The organism is Chryseobacterium sp. D764, from assembly GCF_019317325.1.
GTDB lineage: Bacteria > Bacteroidota > Bacteroidia > Flavobacteriales > Weeksellaceae > Chryseobacterium.
In genome coordinates, this window is sequence record NZ_CP079219.1 from 2,957,591 (window position 1) to 2,970,266 (window position 12,676).

General features: G+C 37.9%; 13 protein-coding genes and 1 riboswitch. Of the genes, 3 read left to right on the forward strand and 10 right to left on the reverse strand.

The window, feature by feature from the left end:
• The 10 genes from KYG33_RS13370 to KYG33_RS13415 all read right to left on the reverse strand — a co-directional run bounded on the left by KYG33_RS13370 (nt 1) and on the right by KYG33_RS13415 (nt 7,602).
• Nucleotides 1–777 (reverse strand): thiazole synthase, encoded by a 777-nt coding sequence (locus KYG33_RS13370; RefSeq protein ID WP_180564767.1) that lies wholly within the window; start codon nt 775–777, stop codon nt 1–3.
• On the reverse strand, nt 774–1,388 hold the full coding sequence (locus KYG33_RS13375) for a thiamine phosphate synthase (RefSeq protein ID WP_077419490.1): 615 nt from the start codon (nt 1,386–1,388) through the stop codon (nt 774–776). The genes KYG33_RS13370 and KYG33_RS13375 overlap by 4 nt, the downstream gene beginning before the upstream one ends.
• Before the next feature lie 2 nt (nt 1,389–1,390).
• Nucleotides 1,391–2,131 (reverse strand): hydroxymethylpyrimidine/phosphomethylpyrimidine kinase, encoded by a 741-nt coding sequence (locus KYG33_RS13380; protein ID WP_180564769.1) that lies wholly within the window; start codon nt 2,129–2,131, stop codon nt 1,391–1,393.
• Nucleotides 2,107–2,694: a thiamine phosphate synthase gene (locus KYG33_RS13385; protein WP_077419488.1), complete on the reverse strand. Its 588-nt coding sequence runs from the start codon at nt 2,692–2,694 to the stop codon at nt 2,107–2,109. The genes KYG33_RS13380 and KYG33_RS13385 overlap by 25 nt, the downstream gene beginning before the upstream one ends.
• Nucleotides 2,691–4,502: a phosphomethylpyrimidine synthase ThiC gene (thiC, locus tag KYG33_RS13390; RefSeq protein ID WP_219071903.1), complete on the reverse strand. Its 1,812-nt coding sequence runs from the start codon at nt 4,500–4,502 to the stop codon at nt 2,691–2,693. The genes KYG33_RS13385 and thiC overlap by 4 nt, the downstream gene beginning before the upstream one ends.
• A 24-nt stretch (nt 4,503–4,526) precedes the next feature.
• Nucleotides 4,527–4,733 (reverse strand): sulfur carrier protein ThiS, encoded by a 207-nt coding sequence (gene thiS / locus KYG33_RS13395; protein WP_077419579.1) that lies wholly within the window; start codon nt 4,731–4,733, stop codon nt 4,527–4,529.
• A gap of 58 nt (nt 4,734–4,791) precedes the next feature.
• Nucleotides 4,792–4,888, reverse strand: a riboswitch (TPP riboswitch).
• Between the two features lie 116 nt (nt 4,889–5,004).
• Nucleotides 5,005–5,682: an RluA family pseudouridine synthase gene (locus tag KYG33_RS13400; RefSeq protein ID WP_077419486.1), complete on the reverse strand. Its 678-nt coding sequence runs from the start codon at nt 5,680–5,682 to the stop codon at nt 5,005–5,007.
• Between the two features lie 11 nt (nt 5,683–5,693).
• Complete coding sequence (locus tag KYG33_RS13405; RefSeq protein ID WP_180564772.1) at nt 5,694–6,008, reverse strand: hypothetical protein; 315 nt, start codon at nt 6,006–6,008, stop codon at nt 5,694–5,696.
• Between the two features lie 3 nt (nt 6,009–6,011).
• Nucleotides 6,012–6,827, reverse strand: coding sequence for a 3-methyl-2-oxobutanoate hydroxymethyltransferase (panB, locus tag KYG33_RS13410; protein ID WP_047381678.1), 816 nt, complete (start codon nt 6,825–6,827; stop codon nt 6,012–6,014).
• 61 nt (nt 6,828–6,888) lie between these two features.
• Nucleotides 6,889–7,602: a Crp/Fnr family transcriptional regulator gene (locus KYG33_RS13415; protein WP_034692595.1), complete on the reverse strand. Its 714-nt coding sequence runs from the start codon at nt 7,600–7,602 to the stop codon at nt 6,889–6,891.
• Nucleotides 7,603–7,690: 88 nt separating this feature from the next.
• On the opposite strand from KYG33_RS13415, the gene KYG33_RS13420 reads away from it, so the two are divergent.
• The 3 genes from KYG33_RS13420 (at nt 7,691) to ccoN (ending at nt 12,674) form a co-directional block, all read left to right on the forward strand.
• Complete coding sequence (locus tag KYG33_RS13420) at nt 7,691–10,069, forward strand: heavy metal translocating P-type ATPase (protein WP_077419483.1); 2,379 nt, start codon at nt 7,691–7,693, stop codon at nt 10,067–10,069.
• 109 nt (nt 10,070–10,178) lie between these two features.
• Nucleotides 10,179–10,391: a cbb3-type cytochrome oxidase assembly protein CcoS gene (gene ccoS, locus KYG33_RS13425; protein WP_047377334.1), complete on the forward strand. Its 213-nt coding sequence runs from the start codon at nt 10,179–10,181 to the stop codon at nt 10,389–10,391.
• Nucleotides 10,392–10,412: 21 nt separating this feature from the next.
• Nucleotides 10,413–12,674 (forward strand): cytochrome-c oxidase, cbb3-type subunit I, encoded by a 2,262-nt coding sequence (gene ccoN, locus KYG33_RS13430; protein WP_047377333.1) that lies wholly within the window; start codon nt 10,413–10,415, stop codon nt 12,672–12,674.
• The last annotated feature ends 2 nt before the right edge of the window (nt 12,675–12,676 follow it).

Genomic DNA, 12,676 nt, shown 5'->3' on the forward strand with positions numbered 1-12,676 from the left:
TTATTCAAACAAAAACGAAGTAAGCGGACTTGAGGCTTCAGCATGGTTGGCAATGGCTCCCAATCCTGATTCAAAAGCTCTTCTTCCAGCAATCACACCTTCTTTAAAAGCGACAGCCATATTAAGCGGATTTCTTGCAACCGCAATGGCTGTATTCACCAAAACGGCGTCTGCTCCCATTTCCATGGCCTTTGCTGCATCTGATGGCGCACCGATTCCAGCATCTACCACTACAGGAACATTACTCTGGCTGATAATTATTTCCAGAAAGTCCTGGGTTCTTAATCCTTTATTTGTTCCGATAGGTGCTCCCAAAGGCATTACCACAGCTGTTCCGGCATCTTCAAGACGTTTGCATAGAACAGGATCGGCATGAATATAAGGCATCACAATGAATCCCAGCCTGGCAAGTTCTTCGGTTGCATATAATGTTTCAATGGGGTCCGGCAGTAAATATTTCGGATCCGGATGAATTTCCAGTTTTACCCAGTTTGTTTCCAGTGCTTCTCTGGCTAATTGTGCGGCTAATACTGCTTCTTTAGCTGTTCTGGCTCCGGAGGTATTAGGCAGAAGATGAACATTGGTTTCTCTTAATGAGTCAAGCAGATCATCTTCACTGGATTGTGCATCAATTCTTTTCAGTGCCATGGTCACCATATCCGTTTCTGATGCGATGACAGATTGTACCATATCTTTCAGACTTCCGAACTTGCCTGTTCCTAAAAACAGTCTTGATTCAAAAGTTCTTCCTGCTATTTCTAATTTCTGATTGTTCATATCATTACTTTTTTTAGTTCATTAATAATCGTTGGCTGCTTGGTAATAAGTCCGGATACGGCAACACCATAAATGCCAATCTCTTGTAACGGCAAAATATCTTCAAGGGTAACGCTTCCAATGGCAAATATTTTAGGAATGTCGATTGATTTTTCTTTTAATCCATCGACAATTTCCTGATACCCTTCAAACCCAAGAACAGGACTCAATTTTTCTTTGGTTATAGTAAACCTCAATGGACCTAAACCTATATAATCACAAGATTCATTAATTCTCTGGATGACATCTGAAAGGGTATTGGCCGTTCCACCAATAATTTTATTTTCTCCCAAAGTCTGTCTGGCTTCTTCAATAGACCGGTCATTCAAACCTAAATGAACACCATCTGCATCTATTTCTTTGGCTATTTGCATATGGTCATTGATGATACAAACCGACTGATATTCTGAACAAAGCTGTTTTGAAATTTCACAAAGATTGATTAATTCATTTTCAGGAGCATTTTTCCATCTTACCTGCAGCCATTTGATCCCATTATCTAAAGCCTTACGGATATGAAGTTCCTGTTCCTGTATTGTGTTTCCCTGTGATATGTATTGTAGTTTTTCCATGTTTATAATGAATGCGTTCCCAATAAAGAGGAATTGCTTTTTAAAAATTTTTCAATGTATAATTTCCCCTGTTTACAGGCTGTTTCCACGCTTTCGTCTTTGGCGAGTTCTGCTGTAATTGCTGATGATAAAACACAGCCTGAACCATGTTTAGGAAAATATATTTGATGGTCTTCGACTGGAACTAAAAGAGTTTCTTTTCCGTTTTCAACTAAAATATCCGTTCCTAAATGATCTTGTCTATGCCCTCCTTTGATCAGCAATGAGCATTGATTTGTATCTGGTAAAAGATTGTGTTCCTTTAAAACACTGTATTCATTATAATTAGGGGTTATTAAACAAAGTTTATTAATAACCGTTTTTAATTGAGGAAGTGTTTTAAGATCAAAAAAAGTGAATTCGGAAGTGCTTTTCAGAACGGGATCCCAAACTATTTTTACTTCAGGATTGCTAATCTTTACCGTTTTTACAATTTCACCCAGAAATTCTGCATCCTTCACTATTCCGACTTTCACGGCTGAAACCGGATAATTTTCCATCAGTACCTGAATAGCATCAGTCACTTCTTTTACAGGACGCCATTCAAGACTAAGACATTTGGAGGCTGTTTGTAGTGTCAACGCTGTACATACTCCAAGTCCCATCACTTTCGATTGCTCAAAGGTTTTACTATCTGATAACAAGCCTGCTCCACCACTTGGATCAAAGCCTGCAACACTCATGACATAAGGGCGTTCCTGCATTTTTTGAATACTTTTAAAGGTTCTTCACTTTCCCAGATGGCACCTAATAAAGCTGCTCCATCTGCTTCTGTTTTGAAAACTTCCTGAATATTATCCTGATCAATTCCTCCAAGAGCAATTAATTTTACATCCGGATGGTTCCTATGTTTTATTTCATCTTTAATAGTAGAATCCAATCCATATCCTTTTTTGGAGATACTTGGAAAGAACGGGCTTATGAAAGCATATTCCCATTCTTTGTCCAAAGTATTATAGGTTGTGATATCATGTACTGAAGTTGAAATGGTATTTTCTTCTGCAAAAGGTTTATAAGTTTCTTCCTTTCGATCAATCTCTCTGAAATGAAATCTTGAAATATTATATTCCTTCCCCAGATCGTAATGTGTATGTAACACCAACTGTGAATGAAACGCTTCATCAATTTGGCTGATCAATTCAATCATTTCATCTCTGTTGATCCATGGTTTACGGATATGAAGCAGATCAAGTCCTTCCTTAAATAGCTGATTAATCACATCAGTTTCGTTCGGAACCATCAATTCAGGAGTGATTACCAGGATCATATATAGATTTCTTTCCCTTTTTCAATGAATTCCTGTGATTTATCCAGCATTCCTTTTTCTGCAGATTCACGGATTTCCTGAGTAATTTTCATTGAGCAGAATTTTGGTCCGCACATAGAACAGAAATGGGCAATTTTTGCTCCTTCTGCCGGCAATGTTTCATCATGATAAGCTCTTGCCGTCTCTGGATCTAATGAAAGGTTGAACTGATCTTCCCATCTGAATTCAAATCTGGCTTTACTTAATGCATTGTCCCTGTACTGAGCTCCCGGATGACCTTTTGCAAGGTCTGCTGCATGAGCTGCCAGTTTATACGTAATCACCCCAACTTTTACATCTTCTTTATTTGGAAGTCCTAAATGTTCCTTCGGCGTTACATAACAAAGCATCGCACATCCAAACCATCCTATCATCGCTGCCCCGATTCCGGAAGTAATATGATCATAACCCGGCGCAATATCAGTAGTCAAAGGGCCTAAGGTATAGAACGGAGCTTCATGGCATTCTTCCAGCTGCTTTTCCATATTTTCTTTGATCATGTGCATCGGAACATGGCCAGGTCCTTCAATCATTACCTGTACGTTGTGTTTCCATGCAATTTTTGTCAGTTCACCTAAAGTTTCCAGTTCGGCAAACTGAGCTGCATCATTGGCATCTGCAATAGATCCCGGGCGAAGACCATCTCCAAGAGAGAAAGCAACGTCGTACTTCTTCATGATCTCACAGATCTCCTCAAAATGAGTGTATAAGAAGCTTTCTTTATGATGGAATAAACACCATTTCGCCATAATAGAACCACCTCTGGAAACAATTCCGGTTACTCTTTTTGCTGTTAAATGAATATATCTCAACAAAACACCTGCATGAATCGTGAAGTAGGAAACTCCCTGTTCTGCCTGTTCAATCAGAGTGTCTCTGAAAATTTCCCATGTCAGATCTTCCGGAACGCCTTTTACTTTTTCCAGTGCCTGATAGATAGGAACTGTACCAATGGGAACCGGACTGTTTCTGATGATCCATTCTCTTGTTTCGTGAATATTTTTCCCGGTTGAAAGATCCATAATGGTATCTGCTCCCCATCGGCAGGCCCATACCGCTTTTTCCACTTCTTCTTCGATACTGGATGAAACGGCACTGTTTCCGATATTGGCATTAATCTTCACCAGAAAGTTTCTTCCGATAATCATCGGTTCACTTTCCGGATGGTTAATATTATTTGGAATAATAGCTCTTCCGGCAGCAATTTCGTCTCTTACAAACTCCGGAGTGATCTTACTTTTCGGAGTATTTGCTCCAAAGCTGTGTCCGGGATGTTGAAAAGCCATTTCTTTTGATACGGAATCAAGCTGTTCTATCCTTTGATTTTCTCTGATCGCCACATATTCCATTTCCGGAGTGATGATTCCTTGTTTTGCATAGTAAAGCTGGGTCAATTCTTTTCCCTCTTGTGCTACCTTAGGTTTATGATCATAGGAAAACCTTAGTTCATCAAGACGCGGATCTGCCAGACGGACTTTTCCGTATTCAGACGTAATTCCGTCCAGAATATTCACATCATTTCTGTCCAGAATCCATTGTTCTCTGATTCTTGGAAGTCCTTTCTGAATGTCAATAACCGCATTTTCATCGGTATAAGGCCCTGAAGTATCGTAGATCGTTACCGGAGCATTATGTTCAAAGCCGCCATTGGTCAATTTGGTTGGGCTAAGCTGTATTTCACGCATTGCTACATTGATAGGGTGTACTGTTCCTTCAATATAGATTTTCTTTGAGTTCGGAAATGGCGAACATGTAATGGAGTGAGCCATAAATATTGGTATTAAATATGAGAATTAACCGCCCTGAGTGGCAGTAATGATTAAAACTGAATCGTTGTTATTAAGGATGGTTTCCGCCCAGGCCGACAGGGGAATAATACGATTGTTGAGGGCTACAGCGATGCCTTTTTTCTTTCCGGGCAGCTCAATAGCCAGTAATGCTTCCAGGTTTGCAGGAAGTACATCAAATGTTTTTCGGGTGTGGTTGATTATAAGTTCCATTCCTAATAATTTTAAATATACTTTAGGAATGGCCATTATTGTACAATAGAATGTACAGCAAAAGTCATCTACTTTTCCCTACGCTGGTATGATCCAGATCAGGTTCAAAGGGTAAAGTCTCAGTCTGTTGGTAACAGACACCCCTAAAGTTTGGGACGAAGTTAGACATTTTTTTAGAATGGGCAAAATCTTAAATGAACTCAAAGAAAAAGTCCACCTCAAAATTGAGACGGACTTTTATATTTTTTCTTTGATTGCTTTAGATCCCTTGCTATTCTTCACAAGCTCTCCAGATCGCATCATTCTGCGGAACGGGAGCTATGATTTCAATATTTTCCTTTGTAACAGGATGAATAAACTCCAGCTTTCTTGCGTGAAGATTAATTCCTCCATCCGGGTTAGAACGTGGTGCTCCATATTTCAGGTCTCCTTTAATCGGAATCCCTGTTTTAGACAACTGAGCCCTGATCTGGTGATGTCTTCCGGTTTCAAGGTCTATTTCCAACAACAAATAATTGTCTAATGTTTTGATAACATTATAAGTCAGAATCGCTTCTTTTGCCCCTTCGGTAGCTTTCGGAAAAACAATGGCTTTATTATTTTTTTCGTTTTTCTTTAAATAATGTACCAGCCTTTGACTTTGCGGGATCATTTCTTTTCCTACAACCGCCCAATATGTTTTTTTCACCTCACGATTTTTTACCATCTGTGTAAGGCGTGAAAGCGCTTTGGAAGTTTTTGCATAGATCACCAGCCCTGAAGTTGGGCGGTCTATACGATGAACCAAGCCGAGAAAAACATTTCCCGGCTTAGCATCTCTTATTTTTATAAAATTCTTGATAGATTCTAATAGTGATTCATCTCCGGTTTTATCACCCTGTACAAGCTGACCCACCTTTTTATTAATCACCAGAAGATGGTTGTCTTCATATATAATCTGCTCCTTCATGCTTCTTCTCTCTATCTTCTTCTATTGGATAAAGACAGGATAATTCCCGCCAGAAGACCTACTGTTTTAACGGCTGAAAGCTTTGAACCTTCCGGTATGAATGCTCCTAATACACAGATGGCAGCAGCAGCATACATTGCATAGACAAAGTTCCTATTGGTAAGCAGCGGAGCCTGAATAAAGAAACTCGCACCTATCAAAACATAAAAAACCTTTCTTGAAAGTAAATGGTTGATTTCCGGAGAAAATAAATTAAACCATCCTACAGCAAGGCAAACCAGTGCTGCAATAGATAATATCCCCTGAATAGATTGTTGATTCTGCATGGATTAATAGCTTTCGTTTTCGTTTGGAAATTCTACATTCTTCACATCTTTTACATACTGAGAAACAGCTCCTGTAATTTCTGTGTAAAGATCAAGATACCTTCTTAAGAATTTCGGACTGAAACCTTTGTTCATTCCTACCATATCATGATATACCAAAACCTGTCCGTCACAATCTGCTCCGGCACCGATTCCGATAGTAGGAATAGAAATGCTTTCAGTAACTTTCTTTGCTAATTCAGCAGGAATTTTCTCCAATACAACAGAAAAACAACCTAATTCTTCTAAAAGCTGCGCATCAGCAATCAGTTTTTCAGCTTCTGCCTCTTCTTTAGCTCTTACTTTATACGTTCCGAATTTATAAATAGACTGTGGTGTTAATCCCAAATGTCCCATTACCGGAATTCCGGCGTTGATAATTTTTTTGATTGATTTGGAAATTTCCTTTCCGCCTTCAATTTTCACGGCATGCGCTCCACCTTCCTTCATCATTCTTACCGCAGATTCCAATGCTTTTTCAGGATTACTCTGATAAGTTCCGAAAGGTAAATCTGCTACCACCAAAGCTCTGTCGGTTCCTCTTACCACACTTTGAGCATGATAGATCATTTGATCCAGCGTAATAGGCAATGTGGTTTCAAAACCAGCCATTACATTCGCCGCAGAGTCTCCAATTAAAATAGCATCTACTCCACCTGCATCTACCATCTTTGCTGTGGTAAAATCATAGGCTGTAAGCATTGTTATTTTTTCCTTGTCGAATTTCATTTTACGCAAGGTTTCAGTCGTAACTTTTTTAATTTCAGAGTGAACAGACATAATTTATCTATTTTTAAAAGTTAAAAAGTCGGCCTTCAGCCGACTTAAGTTTTTGTATGATTTATAAAACTACGTGACCGAGTTTCATGAGTTTATCGTGATTTAAGATCTTAATATTTCTTCCGTCTACTTCAATCAGACTATCCTGTTTGAATTCTGAGATCAGACGGATGGCACTTTCTGTAGCAGTACCGATGATATTGGCAATTTCTTCTCTCGTCAATGAGATCTTGATGAACCCTTCAGGATCTACTCCCAGCTTCTGTTCCAAAAGCAGCAGTATTTCAGCCAATCTTTCTCTTACCGTTTTCTGGGCAAGGAAGGTAATGGTATTTGAAGATTCTCCTAATTCGTATGAGATTTTTTGAAGCATTACGAAAGACAGCTGTGGATCTACTTCCAGAAGATACATGAAAATATCTGCTGGTAAGAAAACACATTCAATATCTGTCATTGCTTCTGCTTTGGCCTGGAAATTCTCCCCGCAAAGCAAAGAACGATAGCCGATGATATCCCCTTCTTTGATAAATCTTAAAATTTGATCTTTCCCGAACGCTCCTGATTTCGAAAGTTTGGCAGCCCCTTTTTCCAAAACAAAAACTCCTTTTGGAGTTTCACCATCCTCGAAAATGGTATCGTGTTTCTGAAAACTCAGTTTCTTTTTGCCATTAATGTATTTTTCAAAATCTGCGCTAGAAAGTCTTTCTTTAAATGATTTATCATTAAAAACTCTGGCGAACCTCTCTTCAATTGCTATCTGTTGTTCCTGCGGCATTTTATATGATATTTATCACAAAAATAGAACTTTTTAACGCGATAAACAAAAAAATTTGTTATAATTTTGTAGTTCAATATTTTATGGGGTGAGCGAGAACTGTTTTCATTGTGGTCAAGGGATAGAAAAAGAGAGAATTTTATTTGATGAAAAGACTTTCTGTTGTAATGGATGTAAGTCTGTTTACGAAATTCTAAATTTAAATAATTTAAGCAATTTCTATGAGCTTAATAAAGGAGCGGGAATTCGTCCGAATGATGAAAACTCTACTCAATTTGACTACCTGGACACACCGGAAATCTTTGAAAAAGTCACTGATTTTTCTGAAGGAAACACCAGTCTTGTCACATTCAAAATCCCAGTAATTCACTGTTCTTCATGTATTTGGTTATTAGAAAGTCTTCATACTTTAAATACCCACATCAAATATTCACAGGTCAACTTTACAAGAAAGACCTTACAGATTTCATTCAACCATAACGATCTGAAATTAAGCGAACTTGCTAAATTTTTAACCAATCTAGGATATAAGCCGGTTATCAGCCTTGAAACTGCTGATAAAAATGAAGATCATCTCGACAAATCCTTATTAGTAAAATTTGCCATTGCTGCCTTTGCTTTTGGTAACGGAATGTTCCTTGCTTTTCCTGAATATATCGGAGGGGAAGATTATTGGATGGAACATTATAAAGGCTTGTTCAGAACCTTGATATTCCTCCTGGCAACACCTGTTGTATTCTACTCAGCTTCTGATTACTATAAATCTGCTTGGTATGGTTTAAAAAACAAGATTGTCAACATTGATGTTCCGATTGTCTTAGGAATTTTTGTTCTATACGGACGAAGTATTTATGAAGTGGTAACAGATTATGGTCCGGGATATTTTGATACCCTTTGTGGCCTTTTATTCTTCATGCTTCTCGGGAAAATTTTCCAGAAAAGAACGTACAATGCTCTTTCCTATGACAGAGATTACAAATCTTTCTATCCGATTGCCGTAACGAAAGTTGATTTCGAAGGAAAACAGGATAATATTTTATTGTCTGAAATAAAAGTTGGTGATAGAATTCTGGTTAGAAATCAGGAAATCATTCCGGTAGATGCTATTCTGATCAACGGAGAAGGAAATATTGACAATAGTTTTATCACAGGGGAAAGCGAAAGTATCAGCAAACAGCCTGGAGATAAAATTTTCGCGGGAGGAAAGCAGATTGGATCTTCTTTAGAACTTGAAGTGATTAAAAACGTAGATCAAAGTTATTTAACTCAGCTTTGGAATAAAGAAGCTTTTAAAAAACATGAAACAGGACTTGACACGTTAACAAATAACGTTAGCAAATATTTCACATTCATTATTTTAGGGATTGCTTTAGTCGCAGGAACTTATTGGTATTTTATTGACTTAAATAAAATGTTCCAGGTTATTTCAGCCATTCTGATTATTGCATGCCCTTGTGCTCTTGCATTGTCTGCACCGTTCACTTTCGGACACATTATGAGGATTTTAGGTCGAAATAAGTTTTATGTAAAAGATACTTTAACGATTGAAAAAATCGCGAAGCTTGACACCATTGTCTTTGATAAAACCGGAACCATTACGCACAGAAAAAAATCAAATATCAAATATGAAGGGCCAGAGATCAACGATTTTGATTCCCTGAATATTAAAACATTATTAAAGAATTCCAATCACCCGCTTTCAAAATCTTTGTATGAATTCATCGAAGTAAATGATGATTATTTCCCGGTAGAGAATTTTGTTGAAATTTCAGGAAAAGGATATGAAGCAAGCGTAAGGGGAACTCTTTATAAAATTGGATCAGCCCGTTATAATAACCAGAAACCTAAAAACCTTGAAACAGCAGTTTATATCAGCAAAAATGGTGAATATTTAGGTAAATTTATTTTTAAGAACGAATACCGTCCGAAGCTGAAAGAACTTTTCACAAAATTAACCAACTACAAAATATTTATCCTGAGTGGAGATAACTCTTCAGAAGAGAACCAGCTTAAAGAGCTTATTCCAAATTACAAAGGAATGGCCTTTAATCAGAATCCGGAAGACAAACTGAATTACATTAAAACTCTTCAGGACCAGCACATGAAAGTAGCCATGCTTGGAGATGGGCTTAATGATGCAGGAGCTTTAAAACAAAGTAATGTAGGAATTGCAATTGCTGATGACACAAACAGTTTTACACCATCCTCTGATGTAATTATGAACGGTGATAAAGTAGTTACACTAGACAATTACCTGAACGTTTGTAAAGGCTCTATCACCATTGTGAAAATGACATTTATAATCAGTTTTCTATACAATATCGTTGGTTTAAGTTACGCTGTTACAGGACATATGCATCCGCTCTTTGCAGCAATCATCATGCCAATCAGTTCTATCACGGTGGTTACTTTTACTACACTTTCAACCTGGATTTTAGGTCGTAAGTATTTCAAAAAACAGGCTTAAACGCCCTTATTTAGACTGATTTTAAATTAGCTGAAATCGTCATTTCGTGATGAAAGTCATTATTTTTCACTAAATTTGAACCCCGAAAATAGGTTAATTTTGTTGTCCAATGGATATTCTATATTTAATGATCCTCTGCAGTGTTTCTTTGGCTGCGATTTTCTTGGTCGTATTTATAGTGTATGCCCGAAAAGGACAGTTTGAAGATGATGAATCTCCGGCTGTCAGAATCCTTTTTGATGATGAAAAAATCAAAGAAAATGATGAGGCAGGCAACAAAGATAAAGACGAGAAAGAAATAGGAGAAAATAATAAAAATTGAGAAAAATAGTGAATAGTTGATATGGAAACACAGAAGTTTAGTTATGACAATAGTATTGTCCGTGCGTTCCTTTATGCGACCTTAGTTTTCGGTCTTATAGGGTTTACGTTCGGGCTTACGGCGGCATTAATGCTTTTCTACCCTGAATTACCTGAATTCTTTTTCGGGACAGATGACACAACCATTAAGAGTTTGGCATCGGGTAATATTCAAGGTTTAATAAACACTCATGGTGCATTTGGTTTTGGTAGAATCAGAATGCTGCACACCAACACCGTAATCTTTGCATTCGTTTGTAACATTGTTTACACGGGTATTTATTACTCATTACAGAGATTATTAAAAACAAGAATGTACAGTGACACATTGTCTTGGTTACATTTCTGGACTTGGCAGTTTATGATCGTTGCTACGTTCGTTACGTTCTTTATGGGGATCAACACTTCTAAAGAATATGCTGAACATGAATGGCCGATCGACATATTGATCGCATTCTCATGGATCATTTTTGGTATCAATATGTTCCTGACTATTTCAAAGAGAAGAGTGAGACACCTTTATGTAGCGATCTGGTTCTACATTGGTACCTGGATTGCGGTAGCAATGCTTCACATCTTCAACAACCTTGAAGTACCTTTATCTTTCACAGGCTGGAAATCTTATTCAGCATATGCAGGGGTAAAAGATGCTATTGTACAGTGGTGGTATGGACACAATGCGGTTGCATTCGTATTGACGACTCCGGTTCTAGGTTTAATGTATTACTTCCTTCCGAAGGCTGCAGACAGACCGGTATTCTCTTATAAACTGTCTATTATTCACTTCTGGTCATTAATTTTCGTATATATCTGGGCTGGTCCTCACCACCTTCAATATACAGCTCTTCCGGCTTGGGCTCAGGCGGTAGGAACAGGATTCTCTATCATGCTTATTGCACCATCTTGGGGAGGTATGTTAAATGGTCTTCTTACGCTAAGAGGAGCTTGGGATAAAGTAAGAGAAAATCCTATCCTTAAGTTCTTCGTTGTAGCTGTTACTTGTTATGGTATGGCAACGTTTGAAGGGCCGCTTTTGGCAACTAAAAACATCAACAAAATTGGTCACTTTACAGACTGGGTTATCGGTCACGTACACTTAGGAGCTCTTGGATGGAATGGTTTCATGGCATTCGGGGTTATCTATTATTTGGTACCCATTATGTGGAGAACAAAACTTTGGTCTGTAAAATTAGCTAACTGGCATTTCTGGTTAGGTACTTTAGGAATCATTTTCTATGCAGTTCCAATGTATATTTCAGGATTCACACAAGGATTAATGTGGAAGCAATTCAACCCGGACGGTACATTATTATGGAAAAACTGGTTGGATACAGTAACTGCTATTATCCCTTACTTCAAAATGAGATTCGTAGGAGGTTTATTCTATATCTCAGGATCTATCCTAATGATCGTAAACGTAATTGCTACGGTAAGAAAAGGATCATTCCAGAAAGAAGTTCCTGCTGAAGCTCCTGCATTAGCAAACATCAGTAAGAACAGAAAAGAAGGAGAAGGTACTCACCTTTGGCTGGAAAGAACTCCGGTATTATTAGGTATTTTATCTTTCATCACAATATCTATTGGTAGTTCAATTGAAATCATCCCTACGCTGTCTCTTAAGAAAAGTGTACCTACGATTTCAGCGGTAAAACCATATTCACCACTTGAACTTGAAGGTAGAGATATTTATATCCGTGAAGGATGTAATGCTTGTCACTCTCAGATGATCAGACCGTTCAGAGATGAGATTACAAGGTTCAACGGTAAAAACGGACAATACTCCAAAGCTGGAGAATTTGTATACGACAGACCATTCCTATGGGGTTCTAAGAGAACTGGACCGGATTTACATAGAGAAGGTGGTAAAAACCCAAGTTCTTGGCACTACAAGCACATGTATAACCCAAGATCTACTTCCGCAGGTTCTATCATGCCTCGTTACCCTTGGTTAATTGCTACTGACTTAGACAGAACTAAGATGGTAGACAAAATGAAGCTGATGAAAAATGTATTCGATGTACCTTATTCTAAGGCTGAAATTGATTCTGCAGATAAATGGGCAAACAACCAATCAGCAAAAATTGTAAAAGATATCTTCTCAGAAGCAAATGACCTTAAGCAGGCTTATGCTAAGAGACCTCAGGGAGAATTAGAGAAAAAAGAAATTGTAGCTCTTATTTCTTATCTTCAGAGATTAGGAACAGATATTAAAACAACTGAAATCAAAACAGCAAGTAATAACTAAAA

What these genes read in the sequence shown, in the direction of transcription:
- KYG33_RS13375 (WP_077419490.1), bottom strand. Translation starts at nt 1,388, where the DNA reads ATGGAAAAACTACAATACATATCACAGGGAAACACAATACAGGAACAG.
- KYG33_RS13415 (WP_034692595.1), bottom strand. Translation starts at nt 7,602, where the DNA reads ATGCCGCAGGAACAACAGATAGCAATTGAAGAGAGGTTCGCCAGAGTT.
- ccoN (WP_047377333.1), top strand. Translation starts at nt 10,413, where the DNA reads ATGGAAACACAGAAGTTTAGTTATGACAATAGTATTGTCCGTGCGTTC.
- KYG33_RS13385 (WP_077419488.1), bottom strand. Translation starts at nt 2,694, where the DNA reads ATGATCCTGGTAATCACTCCTGAATTGATGGTTCCGAACGAAACTGAT.
- thiC (WP_219071903.1), bottom strand. Translation starts at nt 4,502, where the DNA reads ATGGCTCACTCCATTACATGTTCGCCATTTCCGAACTCAAAGAAAATC.
- thiS (WP_077419579.1), bottom strand. Translation starts at nt 4,733, where the DNA reads ATGGAACTTATAATCAACCACACCCGAAAAACATTTGATGTACTTCCT.
- KYG33_RS13370 (WP_180564767.1), bottom strand. Translation starts at nt 777, where the DNA reads ATGAACAATCAGAAATTAGAAATAGCAGGAAGAACTTTTGAATCAAGA.
- KYG33_RS13405 (WP_180564772.1), bottom strand. Translation starts at nt 6,008, where the DNA reads ATGCAGAATCAACAATCTATTCAGGGGATATTATCTATTGCAGCACTG.
- KYG33_RS13400 (WP_077419486.1), bottom strand. Translation starts at nt 5,682, where the DNA reads ATGAAGGAGCAGATTATATATGAAGACAACCATCTTCTGGTGATTAAT.
- ccoS (WP_047377334.1), top strand. Translation starts at nt 10,179, where the DNA reads ATGGATATTCTATATTTAATGATCCTCTGCAGTGTTTCTTTGGCTGCG.
- panB (WP_047381678.1), bottom strand. Translation starts at nt 6,827, where the DNA reads ATGTCTGTTCACTCTGAAATTAAAAAAGTTACGACTGAAACCTTGCGT.
- KYG33_RS13380 (WP_180564769.1), bottom strand. Translation starts at nt 2,131, where the DNA reads ATGCAGGAACGCCCTTATGTCATGAGTGTTGCAGGCTTTGATCCAAGT.